Raw genomic sequence first — 15935 nt, 5'->3', positions numbered from 1 at the left:
GGCACTGCGGTGCAAGACCGCTAAGCGCGGCCCGCCCGGCGGTCCAGCATTCTTTCCTTGTAGTAGCGCGCCTTTTCGGCATACATGGCCTGGTCGGCGCGCGAGACGGTGGCCTCGACCTGGCTGCCCGAATCGCAGCAGGCCACGCCCATGGACAGGCTGACCGCCTGGCCCGGATAGAACTGGTTGTTGAGCTCCAGCAGCGAGAGGATGCGCTCCTTGACCGCCTCGGCGCCGCGCTCGTCCGAAGCCGGCAAAAGCACCATGAATTCGTCGCCGCCTATGCGCGCCGCGCAGGCAGGCGCATCCACGGCCTTGGTCAGCACTTCGCCCACGCGGCGCAGCATGTCGTCGCCTGCGGCATGGCCATGCTCGTCATTGGCCTCCTTGAGGCCATTCATGTCGATGGCAATCACCGCCAGCGGCCAGGGGCCCTTGCGTGCCAGGCGATTGAGTTCCTCGATATAGAAGGCGCGATTGCGCAATTGGGTCAGCACATCGTGCTTGCCCAGGTATTCGAGGTAGGCCTCGGCCTTCTTGCGCGCCGTGATGTCCACCAGCGACAGCAGCACCAGCCCCCAGTCATCGGCATGGCCATCGAGCACGGCCAGCTGCATGTGGATGTGCAGAGCGTCGCCTGACAGGGCGTAGTTCACCACTTCGCGGTGCTGCACGAGCTTGCCGCTCCAAAGGTCCTGCAACTGATCGGCAAAGGAGTCGATCATCTCGTCACGGAAGATGCGGCCCAGCCGACTCAGCAGTTGCAGCTTGTCGGTGGCGCCGAACATGCGCAGCGTCTGGCGGTTCACGTCCACGACGCGAATCTCCTGCATGCAGCGCGAGACGAATTCCGGGTGTACCTTGAGGAAGGTGGCGAAGTCGCTGATGCCCTGGGCGCGCACATCGTCGAGCAGGCGCTTGATGGCGCTGAAATCCTCGACCCACAGCGACACGGGCGAGTACTCGAACAGGTCGCGCGAGTACTGTTCGCTGCGGTGCAGCTGGCGCGCGCTGCGCATCTCGGCCGTCACGTCTTCCAGCGACACCAGCACGCAGTCCCAAAGCGCTTCATGACCGGGCAGGATGCGGCCACGGATCTGCACATCAAGCCGCCGCCCGTCCAGCGTGTAGTTGGCGGTGCGGTTGGCAAAGCTCAGAGAGCCCTGCCACAGATCCTCCAGCTCGCAGGCCAGGCCCGCGTGCATGTCATCGCGGAACACCTGGCCCAGGCTGGCAAGAAAGGTCTGCTGGTCACTGGCGCCGAACAGGTCCAGCGTGCGCTGGTTGACGCGCACCACTTTGAGCGCCGCGCTGCACTGCTGCAGCGCCTGGGGGTGGGCCAGGAAATGCGCCTGCAGATCGGTCACGCCCTGTGCACGCCACTGGTCGAGCAGCCGCTTGAGCGCGCTGTAGTCCTCCAGCCATAGCGAGACGGGGGCCAGTTCGAACATGTGTTCAAAATCCACACTGGACGCGATCAAAGACTCCACAGGGCACCTCCGCGCCGCGATTATGGCAGTCACAGAGCCCGCCAGACAGCAGGTTCTGCACCATCAAGGACAGGCCGCACCACGCGAGGACGCAGATAGCCGAAAAAAAACCGGCCCCGAAGGGCCGGTCTGCATGCAATGCCGAGATCGATCAGCGCACGACGCGCTTGCGATCACCGCCCTGGGGCGAGTAAGGCTTGGGAGCGCTCTTGCCGAAGGCAGGACGGCGCTCGCCGCCGCCGAAGCCGCCACGGGATTCGCCACCGCCAAAGCCGCGCGACTCGCCGGATGCACCACGGAAGCCGCCTTCGCGGGGAGCGCCGTCACGGCGATCGCCGCCACGCGGAGCACCACGGTCGCCGCTGAAGCCACGGCCTTCACCGCCACGGCCAAAGCCGCCTTCGCGCGGGGCCTGGCTGTAGCCGCCTTCACGCGGAGCCTGGCTATAGCCGCCTTCACGCTGACCTTGGCCCTGGCCGAAGCCGCCTTCGCGCTGGCCACCGCCAAAGCCACCGAAGCCAGCCTTGCGGCCATAGCCTTCGGAATCACGGCGTGCGCCGAAGCCACGATCGCCACCGCGATCACCGAAGCTGCGCTCGCGATCCCCGCCAAAGCCACGATCACCACCGAAACCGCCACGGCCACCGCCGCCGGCACCGCGGCGATCGCCGCCACGGCTTTCAAAACCACCGCCGCCACGACGGCCGCCGCGGCCTTCGTTGCTGCTGGGTGCGCGCTGTGCGGGTTCCAGGCCAGGAATCACTTCGGCCTTGAATTGCTGGCGGCTGTAGGCCTCGATATCGAAAATGCGACGACGGTCACGGAATTCCGCGAACGTGACGGCCACACCTTCGCGACCGGCACGGCCCGTGCGGCCGATACGGTGGGTGTAGTCCTCTGCCTTCATGGGCAGGCCGTAGTTGAAGACGTGGGTGATGGTGGGCACGTCGATGCCGCGTGCCGCCACATCGGTAGCCACCAGCACCTGCACCTGACCGCTGCGCAGCGCCATCAGGCGGCGGTTGCGCAGGCCCTGGCTCAGGGCGCCGTGCAGTGCCACGGCGGAGAAGCCGTCTTGCTGCAGGTCATTGGCCAGGCCGTCGCACTCGACCTGGGTCGATGCGAAAACGATGGCCTGGTTGATCGTGGTGTCGCGCAGCCAGTGGTCCAGCAGCTTGCGCTTGTGCTGGGAGTTGTCGGCCCAGAACAGCACTTGCTTGATGCTGGCGTGCTTTTCCTGAGGCGTGTCGATGGTGACCTTCTTCACGCCGGAGCCGCCGTCATGCATCACGCGCATGGCCAGTTGCTGGATGCGGGGCGCGAAGGTGGCGCTGAACATCATGGTCTGCTTGCGCTGTGCCGTCAGGTCGTTGACTTCGGCCAGATCGTCCGAGAAGCCCAGGTCCAGCATGCGGTCGGCTTCGTCCACCACCAGGAACTGAACCTGGTCGAGCTTGATCTGCATCGAGCGCTGCAGGTCCAGCAGACGGCCGGGAGTGGCCACCACGAGGTTGGCGTTCTGCAGCTTGGCGATCTGCAGCTGGTAGGGCATGCCGCCCACCACGTTGGCGATGCGGATGCCGCGGCAGTGCTTGACCAGCTCGATGGCGTCATGCGCCACCTGCTGTGCCAGCTCGCGCGTGGGGCACAGGATCAGGGCGCCGGGAACGGCTGCCTTGAAGTTGCGGGGATTCGTGGGGTCCTTGCGCTTGTTGCGCTTGGGCGTGGGCTGGCCGCTGGCCGTTGCTTCGGCGCACTGGCGGTCATATTCGGCGCGGATGGCGGCTTCTTCGTCAGCCTTTTGCTGGATCAGCGTGTGCAGCACGGGCAGCAGGAAGGCAGCGGTCTTGCCCGAGCCGGTCTGGCTGGACACCATCAGGTCGATGAAGGCCTGGTCATCGCTGCCCATGGCCAGGGGAATGGCTTGCGCCTGCACGGCCGTGGGCTGGGTGTAGCCCAGATCGGCAACGGCACGGACCAGCTCTTCAGCCAGGCCCAGCTCGATGAAGGCATTGGGCAGTTCGGGGGCTGCTTCAACAGCCTCGGCGCCTTCGGCGATTTCCACGACTTCGGCGGCGGCCAGGGATTCGGCGGCCTGCTCGGCGCTGGCAACGGCGGCGTTCAGCACGGAAGATGCTTCAGCGGCGGAAGCAAAAGAGGAATCGGCAGCGGCAATGATGCCCTGCTCTTGAGAGATATCGTTCATGAATGGCTCTAACGAAAAGCACGCGCAGTCAGCGATCTGGCACGCTTTTCTCGACGGTTGGGTCAACATCCACCGTCAGACTTAACCGGCCCTTCGCAAAAGGGCGGATGGGCATTTTCGGCTGGTCCGAAACCGGTGGTCCCGCCATCCATGAAAGCCTTCATGGTGGTCTATGGACACCGACCGCAGACACACAGCGCAGGGGCCCTTGTGTGATGGAGATGTGCAAATTGCCCCTTGTTGATGGGGGCAAGCTGTAGATTGTCGCACTCCCCGGGTTTTCCCGCAAGCCCCTGGCACAAAAAATGGCCGGGGCCGCCAGATTCAGACGCTCAGCAGGCGCGCACGGTAGTGCGCCAGCTCATCGATGGACTCGTGCACATCGGCCAGTGCCGTGTGGCGCTGGGCCTTCTTGAAGGACGCATAGGCGTCGGGCTTCCAGCGTCTGGCCAGTTCCTTGAGGGTGCTGACATCGACATTGCGGTAGTGGAAGAAGTTGTTGAGCTTGGGCATGTAGCGCTCCATGAAGCGCCTGTCCTGCCCGATGCTGTTGCCGCACAGCGGGGCCTTGGCCTTGGGAACGTACTGCGAGAGGAACTTGATCAGCGCAGCCTCCGCATCGGCCTCGCTGATGGTCGATGCCTTGACGCGATCGATCAGGCCGCTCCTGCCATGTGTGCCCTTGTTCCAGGCATCCATGCCATCGAGTAGCGCATCTGCCTGATGGATGGCAAATACCGGCCCTTCGATGCGAATGGCCAGGTCCGGACTGGTGACGACCACGGCGATCTCGATGATGCGATCGGTATCGGGCTGCAGCCCGGTCATCTCGCAGTCGAGCCAGACGAGGTTGAGATCGGATTTGGCCAGGGTGATGGACGTGCCGGGTTCGGCGGGGACGGGAATGCAAGCGCTGGCGGCTTCGGAGGCTTCGGACATGGCCCAAATTGTCGCCTACACTGCGGCCACATGGCCTTCAACCCCGATTTTTCCTCGACGCTGTCCCTGCTGTTTGCCGCAGCCGTGCTGGCCCAGTGGCTGCTGCGCGCCTGGCTGGCCTCGCGCCAGGTCCGCCATGTGGCACGCCATCGGGCCGAGGTGCCTGAGGCCTTTGCGCAACGCATCAGCCTCGCGGCCCATCAAAAGGCCGCCGACTACACGCTGGCCAAGGCCCGCATCGCCCTGATCGAGATGACGCTGGGCGCCGTGGTGCTGCTCGCATGGACGCTGCTGGGCGGGCTCGACGCGCTCAACCAGTGGCTGCTGGAACTTATGGGCGCCGGCCTGTGGCAGCAACTGGCACTGCTGGCCGGCTTTGCCCTGATCTCCGGGCTGGTGGAGCTGCCGCTGTCGCTCTACCAGACCTTTGTGCTGGAGCAGCGCTTTGGATTCAACCAGATGACGCTGCGGCTGTGGCTGACCGATGCCATCAAGTCCACCGCCATGGGCGCGGCCATCGGCCTTCCCCTGGCGGCCCTGATCCTGTGGCTCATGGGCTCGGCCGGCGACCTGTGGTGGCTGTGGGCCTGGGCCGTGTGGACGGCGTTCAACCTGCTGCTGATGTGGATCTTTCCGACCTTCATCGCACCGCTGTTCAACAAGTTCGAACCGCTGGCCGAAGGCACGCTCAAGGAGCGCGTGAGCGCGCTGATGCAGCGCTGCGGCTTCACGGCCAAAGGCCTGTTCGTGATGGATGGCAGCCGCCGCTCGGCCCATGCCAATGCCTATTTCACGGGCTTCGGCCATTCCAAGCGCGTGGTGTTCTTCGACACCTTGCTCAAGCAGCTCGACGCCGACGAGGTGGAGGCCGTGCTCGCGCACGAACTGGGCCACTTCAAGCACCGCCACATCCTCAAGCGCATGCTGCTGATGTTCGCCGCCAGCCTGGCCGGCTTCGCACTGCTGGGCTGGCTGTCGCAGCAGCTGTGGTTCTACCTGGGCCTGGGCGTGCGCCCCGGCCTGGACCTTGCGCTGGGCCATGGCGGGATAGGCGCCGGCAACGAGGCCGTGGCACTGCTGCTGTTCCTGCTGGCCGTGCCGGTGTTCAGCTTCTTTGTCACCCCGCTGTTCTCGGCCCTGTCGCGCCGCGACGAGTTCGAAGCCGATGCCTATGCCATGCAACAGGCCAGCGGCGCCCATCTGGCCTCGGCACTGCTCAAGCTGTACGAGGACAATGCTTCAACGCTCACGCCCGATCCCTGGTACGTGGGCTTTTACTACTCGCATCCGCCCGCCCTCGCCCGGCTGGCACGCATGCCTTCTCCGACCTGACCCTTTCACATCCACCATGAGCACACAACGCTTGCAACAACAGGACTGGTCCACCCAGCAGCGCCGCGCGCTGACGCCGGACGAATTGCGCACCGCACTGGCGGCCCTGCCGGGCTGGCAGCTCGATGGCGATGCCATCGCCAAGAGCTACGCCTTTGCCAATTACTACGAGACCATGGCCTTCGTGAACGCGCTGGCCCTGATCGCCCACCAGCAGGACCACCACCCCGACCTGACCGTGAGCTATGGCCGTTGCGGTGTGCGCCTGAACACGCATGACGTGAACGGCATCTCGTCCACCGACATCGAGTGCGCAAGGCGCATCGATGCGCTGCTGGAGCGTCCATGAATCCCACCCCGGCATCCCATGGCTGAGCGCTCCGCATTGCGAGAAGGCCTGGTCGTCTCCAGCCATGGCCGCCACTGCGTGGTCGAGACCGAAGAAGGCGCACGCCACATCTGCCATCCGCGCGGCAAGAAGAGCCAGACCGTGGTCGGCGACCGCGTGCGCTGGCAATTGCCACCCGCCGGCCAGGGCGAGGAAGGCACCATAGAGAAGGTGCTGGAACGGCGCAACCTGTTCTACCGCCAGGACGAGATACGCACCAAGTCCTTTGCGGCCAACATCGACCAGGTGCTGATCCTGATCGCGGCCGAGCCGGTGTTCTCCGAAAGCCAGCTGGCCCGTGCCCTCATCACCGCCGAAGCCACCCACATCAAGCCCCTGATCGCCCTGAACAAGCGTGACCTGGCCGAGCCCTTCGCCGATGCCTGGGAGCGCCTGAAGCCCTATCGCGAGATGTACCTGGGCCAGGAAACGCCGCACTACGAGGTGCTGTCGCTGTCGCTGGCCAACGAAGGCGAGGCCGACCGGCAGTTGCTGATGCAACACCTCAAGGGCAAGGCCACCTTGGTCCTGGGCCCGTCCGGCTCGGGCAAAAGCACCTTGATCAACCTGCTGGTGCCCGGCGCACGCGCGGCCACCAACGAGATCTCGCAGGCGCTGAACTCCGGCAAGCACACGACCACCACGACCAGCTGGTACTGGATGGACGAAGAGCGCACCACGGCGCTGATCGACTCACCGGGCTTCCAGGAATTCGGCCTGCGCCACATAGAGCCCACGGACCTGCCCCGCTGCATGCCCGACATCGGCGCCCATGCGCAGGAATGCAAGTTCTACAACTGCACCCACCTGCACGAGCCGGGATGCGCCGTCATGCCGCGCGTGGAAGACGAGGAAACCGGAATGGATGCCGACCACGACATCAGCGCCAACCGCTACTACATCTACGCTGAGCTGTTCGATGAATTGAGCCAGGCGCAGAAGTACTGACCTCCTCAAAACAACGACCCGGCTGCATCAGGAAGGGCCCACTGCTGCCTGGCAAGACAGGCAGGGCTCGCCTCCTGCGGCGCAGCGATCAGCCCAGCAAACGCGCCAGCGACAGCAGGGCCAGCAGCAGCAGCCAGACCACGACCGAACGCCAGACCAGGCCGACCACGCTGCGCAGATGGCCGATCTCGGGCTCTCGGCCCGGCGTGGCTTCGCTGTCCACATCGAGATCGATCTCCTCGCCGTCGTCGCGGGTCACCGAGATGCCTTCGCGGCGCTTGAGTGCCTCGCCGCCCAGGCGCACGTTGATGGCACCCGAGGTGGCGGCCAGGATCACGCCATCGTTGTCGTTGGGAAAGCGCTGGGCATGGAAGCGCCAGCCTTCGATGGCTTCCTCGAAGCTGCCGACCACGGCAAAGGACAGCGCCGTCAACCGTGCAGGCAACCAGTCGATCACGGTCCAGGCCAGCCGGGAGGTGTGCTGCAACTGGGGACTGACCTGGGTGCCGCCCGCCAGGCCCTTGCGCGACCAGGAGCGCGACAGGTGCTCGGTCATGCGGTAGAACACGGCGCCTAGCGGGCCCAGCCCCAGCGCTGCCAGCGCAGAGAACCAGAACAGAACGCCAAACACATGGCGATGCGCGGCCAGCACCGAGTACTCGATCACATGGCGCACGACCTCGCTGCGCGGCACCTCGCTGGCATCGACCTGCTGCCAGTGAGCCAGCGCCTCGCGCGCGGCATACTCATCGCCTGCATCCAGCGCATCGCGGATGCGTGTGAAGTGGTGGCTGAACTGGCGAAAGCCCAGCGTCACATAGAGCACGGCCACATTCCAGACCATGGCCAGCGGCCAGCCCACGCCCCACAGCAGCAGCAGGTAGATGCCCGTCACCAGCACGCAGGGCAATGCCACCGCCACGGTCCAGGCCAGCCAGCCATGGTGCGCCTGGCCGGCATCGAAGTTGCGGCGCACCGAAACCGTCCAGGCTCTGTAGCCTGTGTGCACGAGATTGGCCGGCGTCAACGGGCGCGCCTGCTCGATCAGCAAGGCGATCAGAATGGCAAAGAAACTCATCCGGCCATCATACTGGCGCATGCAGACAGGTCAGTGACCCTGGGGTGGCACGGCCCGCGATCCGGGCATCAGACCGACAGGAATCGGTAAAGATTTCGCAGCATGCCGGCCGTGGCGCCCCAGATGTAGCGCTGGCGATCACCATCCTGGTAGGGCATTGCAAACCATTCGCGCGGCACGCCGTTCCAGACCATGGCGTGGCGCTCATGGTTGGCAGGATCGAGCAGGAAGGCCAGCGGCACCTCGAACACATCCGCCACCTCGTAGGGATTGGGATTGAGGTGCGCCCGGGGATCGACCAGGGCCACCACCGGCGTGATCAGGAAGGCCGTGCCCGTGATGTAGATGGGCAGCGTGCCCAGCACTTGCACATCGCTGGCGGCCAGTCCGACTTCCTCATGCGCCTCGCGCAGGGCCGTGGCCTGGGCAGAGGCATCCTCCGGATCGCGCTTGCCGCCCGGAAATGCCACCTGCCCCGAATGCGTGGACAGGTGGGCCGTGCGCTCGGTCAGCAGCACCGTGGGCTCGGGGCGCAGCACGATGGGCACGAGCACGGCGGCATCGGTGGGCTGGCGATCGCTGAAGCGCTTCTCGCGCACCACCTCGGGAGCCCACTGGGGCGGCAGCGCAAAGCGCTGGCGCAAGGCCTCGGGCGTGCGGGCCTCGGGGGGCACGGCAGGCAGGTGGCTGTCCTTGCCAATCAGTTGCGCCATGCGCGGGTCGGCGATCGACGGCACGGCTGCGGGCATTGGGCCGCCGGTCGGCACGGGAATGGCGGTATCGGGCAGTGAGGACACGAATGAAGGCTTGTGATGGGCAACGGCCGGACAACAAAAAAGCCGCTACAGGCGACTGTAGCGGCTTTCCAGCTGTGACGCAGGTGCTTAGGCTTCGGCAGAAACCTTGACACGCGACGGCAGCTTTTCCTTGATGCGGGCCGACTTGCCGCTGCGCTCGCGCAGGTAGTACAGCTTGGCACGACGCACATCACCGCGACGCTTGACTTCGATGCCGGCGATCAGGGGCGAGTAGGTCTGGAACGTACGCTCCACGCCTTCACCGCTGGAGATCTTGCGCACGGTGAAGCCGCTGTTCAGGCCACGGTTGCGCTTGGCGATCACCACGCCTTCGTAAGCCTGCACGCGCTTGCGGCTGCCTTCGACCACGTTCACGCTCACGATGACGGTGTCACCGGGGGCGAACTGGGGGATGGTCTTGTTCAGACGGGCGATTTCCTCTTGCTCGAGGATCTGGATCAGATTCATGGTCAACATCCAATCGATCTTGTCCGCGCCAGGATTGGCAAGCGCCGGGATTGGCGCCATGGCTGCTTTGTTCGTAGCAGCGGCCGGATAGAGGATCGAAGAATCGCGGATTATAGCCCGGAGACGTTTTTTGCCAAAAACCCCTCGTCCTTGGCGTTGAGCAGGCCCTGGGCGCGCGCCTGCTCTATCAGCTCGGGCCGGTGCTTGGCCGTGATGGACAGGCGCTGGTCGCGGCGCCAGCGCTCGATCTGCGCGTGGTGGCCGGACAACAGTGGCGCCGGCACTTCACGCCCTTCCCAGACTTCGGGGCGGGTGTAGTGCGGGCAATCGAGCAGGCCGTCGAGCGCCGGATTGAAGCTGTCCTGCTGGAAACTGCCTTCGTCATTGAGCACGCCGGGCTGCAGCCGTGCGACGGCATCCAGCAGGGCCATGGCAGCGATCTCGCCACCAGAAAGCACGAAGTCGCCCAGGCTCAACTGGTGCGTGACATGGCTATCGATGAAGCGCTGGTCCAGGCCCTCGTAGCGGCCGCACAGCAAGATTGCGCCCTGTCCCTGCGCCCAGTCGGCCACCACGGCATGGCGCAGCGTGGTGCCGATCGGCGAGAACAGCACCACGGGAGCCGGCTCGGGCTCGCCTGCATCACGGCGCGCCTGCCGGGCCGTCTCCAGGCAGCGCTGCAGCGGCTCGGCCATCATCACCATGCCCGGACCGCCGCCAAAGGGGCGATCGTCCACGCGCCGGTAGTTGCCCTGGGCATGGTCGCGCGGATTCCACAGGTGCACGCCGACCTGGCCCGAGGCATAGGCACGGCGCGTGACGCCGCTTTCAAGAAACGGCGTGAACAGCTCGGGGAACAGCGTGATGATGTCGAAGCGCATGGAGGTCGGCGATCAATAGTCGGGCTGCCAGTCGGCAACGATGGTCTTGCCCGGCAGATCCACCTTGTCCACATAGGCATCGACAAAGGGAATCATGCGCTCGCGCTCCTTGCCATCCTCCTCATAGGTCAGCACCAGCACGGTCTGCGGGCCGGTGGACAGCAGGTCGCGGACGACGCCCAGGGCCACGCCCTCGCGGTTGACCACGGACAGGCCCAGCAGATCGACCCAGTAATACTCGCCATCTTCGGGCTGCGGGAAATCGCTGCGCGCCACGAAGATGCGCGCGCCACGCAGGGCCTCGGCGGTATTGCGGTCGTTCACGACAGGCGATGTGGCGACGACGGAATCGGAGTGGACGCGCGCCTGCTTGACCGGCAGCAGCACCGTACCGGTGAACTGCCGCGCACCCTTCTCGGGGGGCTGCAGATACCACTGCTTTGCAGTGAACAGGGCCTCGGGGTCGGCACTGAAGGCGGCCACCTTGAACCAGCCCTTGATGCCCCAGGCATCGGCGATGCGCCCGACCTCCACGGCATCGGCGGGCAGGACGCTGGCTTCGAGTTCAGGCATGTGGCTCATGGCAGTCGGTAGGCAGTAGATGGACAGTCGATGCAGATCGTTGCAGATCCGTGCAAGGCGATCCGGAGGGGAAAACAAAAACGGGCTCCGTCAGACAAGCCAACGGAACCCGATTTCAGAAGGGATGCTGAATTAGGCAGCAGTCTTCTGGGTGGCCTGCTTGATCAGGCGCTCTGCGGTCTCGGAAGCCTGCGCGCCAACGCCCTTCCAGTAGTTCACGCGGTCCAGAGCAACGCGCAGACCCTCTTCGCCGCCACGGGCGTTGGGGTTGTAGAAGCCCAGGCGTTCGATGAACGAACCATCGCGACGCACGCGCTTGTCAGCGGCAACGATGTTGTAGAACGGACGGGCCTTGGAACCGCCGCGAGAGAGTCGAATGACGACCATGATTTTCCTTCGGGTGGGCGCAGCCACCACACAATTAACTAGACAATGAATGGCTGCACATGTTTTGCGGCGTTTGAGACACGCGACATGGCCACCCGGCCAGCGACACGCCGTAAAGCCAGCGATTATATCCAACTTCCCTTTCCATGCCTACCATTCGCTCAAGCCTGGACGGCGATCTCGCCGCCATCACCTCCATTTACCGCCACCACGTGCTGCACGGCACGGGCACGTTCGAGACCGATCCCCCTGCCGAATCGGACATGGCAACGCGCCGCGCGGACGTGCTGGCCAAGGGCCTGCCCTATCTGGTCGCCGTGGACGAACAGGGCCAGGTGCTGGGCTTTGCCTACGCCAACTGGTTCAAGCCGCGCCCGGCCTATCGCTTCTCCGCCGAGGATTCCATCTACGTGCATGACGCGGCGCGTGGCCAGGGCGTGGGCCGCTTGCTGCTCGATGCGCTGTCGCGCGAATGCGAGGCGGCCGGCGTGCGCAAGCTGCTGGCGGTGATCGGTGACTCGGCCAATGCCGGCTCCATCGGCGTGCACCGCGCCGCGGGCTTCACCCCGGCGGGCACGCTGAGCTCCATGGGATGGAAGTTCGGCCGCTGGCTGGACATCGTTCTCATGGAGAAGACCCTGGGAGACGGCAACCGCAGTTCGCCCGAATAATGGGTGCATGAACCGACCCAGCACGCCTTTGCCTCAGCCCGCTCAAGCACAGCAGGGGGCTGCGCGCTCCAAAAGCAAGACCCTGACGACCTGGCTGGCCTTTGTCGGCGGGCCGCTGGGGCTGCACCGCTTCTATCTGCATGGCTTTGGCGACTGGCTGGGCTGGCTGCTGCCCGTGCCCACGGCGCTGGGCGTTTACGGCATCGAGCGCGTCCAGCAACTGGGGCAGGACGACCAGCTCAGCTGGCTGCTGATTCCGCTGCTGGGCTTCACCATCGCCGGCTGCGCGCTGCGCGCCATCCTCTACGGGCTGACCGACACCGAAGCCTGGAACCGGCGCCACAACCCCGGCGTTGATTTGCAGGCGCAGGCCGGGCGCACGGGCTGGTCAACCATCTTTGCCATTGCGCTGTCCCTGATGCTGGGCGCCGCCGTGCTCATGGCCAGCATTGCCTACAGCTTCCAGCACTACTTCGAGCACCAGGTGGAGGAAGCGCGCAAGATTTCCCAGTGATGCGCAATGCCTCTCCTAAAAAGAAAGACCGCCATTGGCGGTCTTTCTTTTTGGCGATGGCTCTAGCTCAATACAGCTGGAGGCTGATCCAGTAGGCAATCGATGCCACGAAGGCGCTTGCGGGAATCGTCAGCACCCAGGCCCAGACGATGTTGCCTGCCACGCCCCAGCGCACGGCGCTGGCACGCTGGGTGGAGCCCACGCCGACGATGGCGCCCGTGATGGTGTGCGTGGTCGAGACCGGCACGCCCAGGAAGGTCGCGAAGAACAGCGTCAGCGCGCCACCGCTTTCGGCGCAAAAGCCTCCCACGGGCTTGAGCTTGGTGATCTTCTGGCCCATGGTCTTGACGATGCGCCATCCGCCGAACATGGTGCCCAGGCCGATGGCCAGGTAGCAGCTGACGATGGTCCACAGCGGCGGCTCCGCGTCGCCGGCATTGGCATAGCCGGTGGCGATCAGCAGCAGCCAGATGATGCCGATGGTCTTTTGCGCATCATTGCCGCCGTGGCCCAGGCTGTAGGCGCCGGCGGAGACCAGCTGCAGCCGGCGGAACCAGCGGTCCACCCGGTTGGGAGCGGCGCGGCGGCAGATCCAGGCCACCAGCACCATCATCAGCGAGCCCAGCAGGTAGCCCAGCAGCGGCGAGACGAAGATGAAGGCCACGGTCTTCCAGATGCCACTGGCGATCAGTGCGCCCGCGCCGGCCTTGGCGATCACGGCGCCCACGATGCCGCCGATCAGCGCATGCGAGGAGCTGCTGGGGATGCCGTAATGCCAGGTGATCACGTTCCAGGCAATGGCGCCGACCAGGGCGCCGAAGACCACGTGCGTGTCCACGATGCCGGGCTGGACGATCCCCTTGCCCACGGTGGCCGCCACGCTGAGGTGGAAGACAAAGACCGCCACCACGTTGAAGAAGGCCGCGAAGGCCACGGCCTGTGTGGGCTTGAGCACGCCCGTGGAGACCACGGTGGCGATCGAGTTGGCAGCATCGTGGAAGCCGTTCATGAAGTCGAACAGCAAGGCCAGCACCACCAGCAGGATCACGACCCACAGGGCCGCTTGTACGGATTCCATAACGAAACGACTCCGCGAGGGCTCAGGAATTCTCGAGGACGATGCCCTCGATCAGGTTGGCCACGTCCTCGCAGCGGTCGGTCACCGTCTCCAGCAGCTCGTAGATGGCCTTGAGCTTGATGACTTCGCGCACATCGGGCTCTTCGCGGAACAGCTTGCTCATGGCCGAGCGCATCACCCGGTCGGCGTCCGATTCGAGGCGGTCGATTTCCTCGCAGGTCTTCATCGCCGCGTCCACCACCGATGGATCGGAGATGCGCGACAGCAGCTTGACCGCATCGCGCAGCCGCTCGCAGCAGCGTACGCACAGGTCGGTCAGGCGCGTGATCTCATCCGTCATGTGGCGCACGTCGTACAGCGCCATGGTCTCGGCCGAGTCCTGGATCAGGTCGGCCACGTCGTCCATGGTGTTGATCAGCGAGTGGATGTGCTCGCGGTCCAGCGGCGTGATGAAGGTCTTGTGCAGCGCCTTGGTGACGTCATGCGTCACGCGGTCGGCGGCACGCTCGGCGTTGTTCACGTCCTCGTTGTACTTCTCGCGAAGATGAGGATCGTTGTAGTTGGCGACAAGCTGCGAGAAGGCATGCGCGGCATCGACGATGCGGTCGGCATGCTGGTTGAACATCTCGAAGAAATTGCCTTCGCGTGGCAATAGTTTGCCAAAAAGCATGAATGCTCCTTACCGGGAAAAGTGGGAACCAGGCGACTCACTGCGTCACATTGCGGATGCTTGGCATGGCTTCCCGGCTTGAACGGGGCGAAGTGTACCCTTGAGTCCCAAGCGCGTTTTTGCGCGCCGGCGCGCCGCCTTGTCAGCCGCTGCGAAAAATAAAATACACCGCGCCCACCATGCACAGGCCGGCCCAGAGGAAGTCCCATTTAAGGGGCTGGTTCAGGTAGAGCACGGCAAAAGGCGCGAACACCGACAGCGTGATCACCTCCTGGATGATCTTGAGCTGCGCCACGCTGAACTGCGTGTGGCCTATGCGGTTGGCGGGCACCTGCAGCAGGTACTCGAACAGCGCAATGCCCCAGCTGACAAGGGCTGCCACGTACCAGGGCGACGAGGCATGGTTCTTCAGGTGCCCATACCAGGCAAACGTCATGAAGACATTGCTCATGGCCAGCAGGACCACGGTCTGCAGCCCGACAGGGATGTGTTGGAGCCAGTTCATGTGAGGTGCGCCCGGGTGCTGGAAGGCCTGAATTATCGCGCCCGCAGCGCCAGAAGCTGGATTTTCGATTTCTTTCTAAAAATTGCTTTTTTGCGCGAATTTTCTCGAAAAACCTGCTTCATCGCACAGATACGCAACATCCCGCATCGATGGGCATTCGATGAATCTTCATCAAATCGTCATATTTTTGCCATATCCCGTCGATGGCACGGGACATTCCAGCAACCTCTGCACAGGCGGCTGCCCCGGAGTTCACTCGCCCAGGTAGGCGGCCCGCACGCGCGAATCGCTGAGCAGGGTCTGGCCGGGCCCGGTCATGGTGATCAGGCCGGACTCCATCACATAGCCGCGATCGGCCAGCGCCAGCGCACGGCTGGCGTTCTGCTCAACCAGCACCAGCGTCACGCCCAGCGCATGCACATCGCGCACCACCTCGAAGATCTTGTCCACCATGATGGGCGACAGGCCCATGGAGGGCTCGTCCAGCAGCAGCACCTTGGGCTGGCTCATCAGCGCGCGCGCCATGGCCAGCATCTGCTGCTCGCCACCCGACATGGTGCCGGCCAGCTGGTCGCGGCGCTCCTTCAGGCGCGGGAAGATGCCGAACATGCGCTCGATGTCGGCGGCAATGCCGGCCTTGTCGTTGCGCGTGTAGGCGCCCATGAGCAGGTTCTCGGTGATGGTCATGCGCGCGAACACGCCGCGCCCCTCCGGCACCATGACCAGGCCCTGGGCCACCAGATCCCAGGCGCCCACGTTGCGGATGCTGCGGCCCAGGTAGTGCACGTCGCCGTCCGCCATCTGCAGGCTGCGTGTGACGGCCTTCATGGTCGTGGTCTTGCCCGCACCGTTGGAGCCGATCAGCGAGACCAGCTCGCCCTGGCGGACCTCGAAGTCCACGCCCTTGACGGCCTGTATGCCCCCATAGGCCACCTTCAGTCCCTGGACCTTCAACAGCACCGGCGCGGACACGCCCTTGTCTTGCACTTGCTCACCCATGG

The 15935-nt window shown here is 64.8% G+C and carries 18 protein-coding genes; 5 read left to right on the top strand and 13 right to left on the bottom strand.

From position 1 onward, the window contains the following. Positions 1 to 20: 20 nt before the first annotated feature. The 3 genes from KDK82_RS02270 to orn all read right to left on the bottom strand — a co-directional run bounded on the left by KDK82_RS02270 (position 21) and on the right by orn (position 4635). Positions 21 to 1490, bottom strand: a complete 1470-nt coding sequence (locus KDK82_RS02270; RefSeq protein WP_330873353.1) for a sensor domain-containing diguanylate cyclase — start codon at positions 1488 to 1490, stop codon at positions 21 to 23. Between the two features lie 151 nt (positions 1491 to 1641). Next, positions 1642 to 3696: a DEAD/DEAH box helicase gene (locus tag KDK82_RS02265; RefSeq protein WP_065345610.1), complete on the bottom strand. Its 2055-nt coding sequence runs from the start codon at positions 3694 to 3696 to the stop codon at positions 1642 to 1644. 324 nt (positions 3697 to 4020) lie between these two features. Further along, positions 4021 to 4635, bottom strand: a complete 615-nt coding sequence (orn, locus tag KDK82_RS02260) for an oligoribonuclease (RefSeq protein ID WP_013800934.1) — start codon at positions 4633 to 4635, stop codon at positions 4021 to 4023. 30 nt (positions 4636 to 4665) lie between these two features. Here orn and KDK82_RS02255 point away from each other — a divergent pair, with 30 nt between their 5' ends. Genes KDK82_RS02255 through rsgA form a run of 3 tightly spaced genes read left to right on the top strand, consistent with a single transcriptional unit; the run spans position 4666 to position 7303 of the window. Next, on the top strand, positions 4666 to 5967 hold the full coding sequence (locus tag KDK82_RS02255; protein WP_043782752.1) for a M48 family metallopeptidase: 1302 nt from the start codon (positions 4666 to 4668) through the stop codon (positions 5965 to 5967). Positions 5968 to 5983: 16 nt separating this feature from the next. Continuing rightward, positions 5984 to 6316, top strand: a complete 333-nt coding sequence (locus KDK82_RS02250) for a 4a-hydroxytetrahydrobiopterin dehydratase (protein WP_034396758.1) — start codon at positions 5984 to 5986, stop codon at positions 6314 to 6316. An 18-nt stretch (positions 6317 to 6334) separates the two neighbouring features. Beyond that, on the top strand, positions 6335 to 7303 hold the full coding sequence (rsgA, locus tag KDK82_RS02245) for a ribosome small subunit-dependent GTPase A (protein WP_013800931.1): 969 nt from the start codon (positions 6335 to 6337) through the stop codon (positions 7301 to 7303). Between the two features lie 88 nt (positions 7304 to 7391). Here the strand turns inward: rsgA and KDK82_RS02240 are convergent, their stop codons facing one another. From KDK82_RS02240 to rpsP, 6 genes are all read right to left on the bottom strand, one after another. Then, positions 7392 to 8381 (bottom strand): CobD/CbiB family protein, encoded by a 990-nt coding sequence (locus KDK82_RS02240; RefSeq protein WP_179217836.1) that lies wholly within the window; start codon positions 8379 to 8381, stop codon positions 7392 to 7394. 68 nt (positions 8382 to 8449) lie between these two features. Then, a complete protein-coding gene (locus tag KDK82_RS02235; protein WP_088163935.1) occupies positions 8450 to 9178 on the bottom strand; it encodes a CoA pyrophosphatase in 729 nt (242 codons plus the stop codon). A gap of 87 nt (positions 9179 to 9265) precedes the next feature. Beyond that, on the bottom strand, positions 9266 to 9646 hold the full coding sequence (gene rplS / locus KDK82_RS02230) for a 50S ribosomal protein L19 (RefSeq protein ID WP_013800930.1): 381 nt from the start codon (positions 9644 to 9646) through the stop codon (positions 9266 to 9268). 110 nt (positions 9647 to 9756) lie between these two features. After that, complete coding sequence (trmD, locus tag KDK82_RS02225) at positions 9757 to 10527, bottom strand: tRNA (guanosine(37)-N1)-methyltransferase TrmD (protein WP_088163934.1); 771 nt, start codon at positions 10525 to 10527, stop codon at positions 9757 to 9759. A gap of 12 nt (positions 10528 to 10539) precedes the next feature. Then, entirely contained in the window at positions 10540 to 11109 is a 570-nt protein-coding gene (gene rimM, locus KDK82_RS02220) for a ribosome maturation factor RimM (RefSeq protein ID WP_088163933.1), read from the bottom strand. 132 nt (positions 11110 to 11241) lie between these two features. Continuing rightward, complete coding sequence (gene rpsP / locus KDK82_RS02215) at positions 11242 to 11496, bottom strand: 30S ribosomal protein S16 (RefSeq protein WP_012207143.1); 255 nt, start codon at positions 11494 to 11496, stop codon at positions 11242 to 11244. Between the two features lie 146 nt (positions 11497 to 11642). Here rpsP and KDK82_RS02210 point away from each other — a divergent pair, with 146 nt between their 5' ends. Together KDK82_RS02210 and KDK82_RS02205 are read left to right on the top strand one after the other, a co-directional pair. After that, positions 11643 to 12167 carry a GNAT family N-acetyltransferase gene (locus KDK82_RS02210; protein WP_013800927.1) on the top strand — a complete coding sequence of 175 codons (525 nt, stop codon included), beginning with the start codon at positions 11643 to 11645 and terminating at the stop codon, positions 12165 to 12167. 7 nt (positions 12168 to 12174) lie between these two features. Next, complete coding sequence (locus tag KDK82_RS02205) at positions 12175 to 12681, top strand: NINE protein (protein ID WP_088163932.1); 507 nt, start codon at positions 12175 to 12177, stop codon at positions 12679 to 12681. A gap of 67 nt (positions 12682 to 12748) precedes the next feature. Here KDK82_RS02205 and KDK82_RS02200 read toward each other — a convergent pair whose 3' ends face one another. The 4 genes from KDK82_RS02200 to KDK82_RS02185 form a co-directional block, all read right to left on the bottom strand. Then, on the bottom strand, positions 12749 to 13759 hold the full coding sequence (locus KDK82_RS02200; RefSeq protein ID WP_012207146.1) for an inorganic phosphate transporter: 1011 nt from the start codon (positions 13757 to 13759) through the stop codon (positions 12749 to 12751). A 22-nt stretch (positions 13760 to 13781) separates the two neighbouring features. Then, positions 13782 to 14429, bottom strand: a complete 648-nt coding sequence (locus KDK82_RS02195; RefSeq protein ID WP_012207147.1) for a DUF47 domain-containing protein — start codon at positions 14427 to 14429, stop codon at positions 13782 to 13784. A 142-nt stretch (positions 14430 to 14571) separates the two neighbouring features. Continuing rightward, positions 14572 to 14934, bottom strand: a complete 363-nt coding sequence (locus KDK82_RS02190; RefSeq protein WP_012207148.1) for a DMT family protein — start codon at positions 14932 to 14934, stop codon at positions 14572 to 14574. Positions 14935 to 15186: 252 nt separating this feature from the next. Continuing rightward, positions 15187 to 15933, bottom strand: coding sequence for an ABC transporter ATP-binding protein (locus KDK82_RS02185; RefSeq protein WP_088163931.1), 747 nt, complete (start codon positions 15931 to 15933; stop codon positions 15187 to 15189). Positions 15934 to 15935 lie beyond the last annotated feature (2 nt).

This window comes from Delftia sp. K82 (genome assembly GCF_002193035.1).
GTDB classification, from domain to species: domain Bacteria; phylum Pseudomonadota; class Gammaproteobacteria; order Burkholderiales; family Burkholderiaceae_C; genus Comamonas; species Comamonas acidovorans.
The sequence above is the reverse complement of the archived record's forward strand: the minus strand, read 5'-3'. Positions and strand labels throughout refer to the sequence as shown.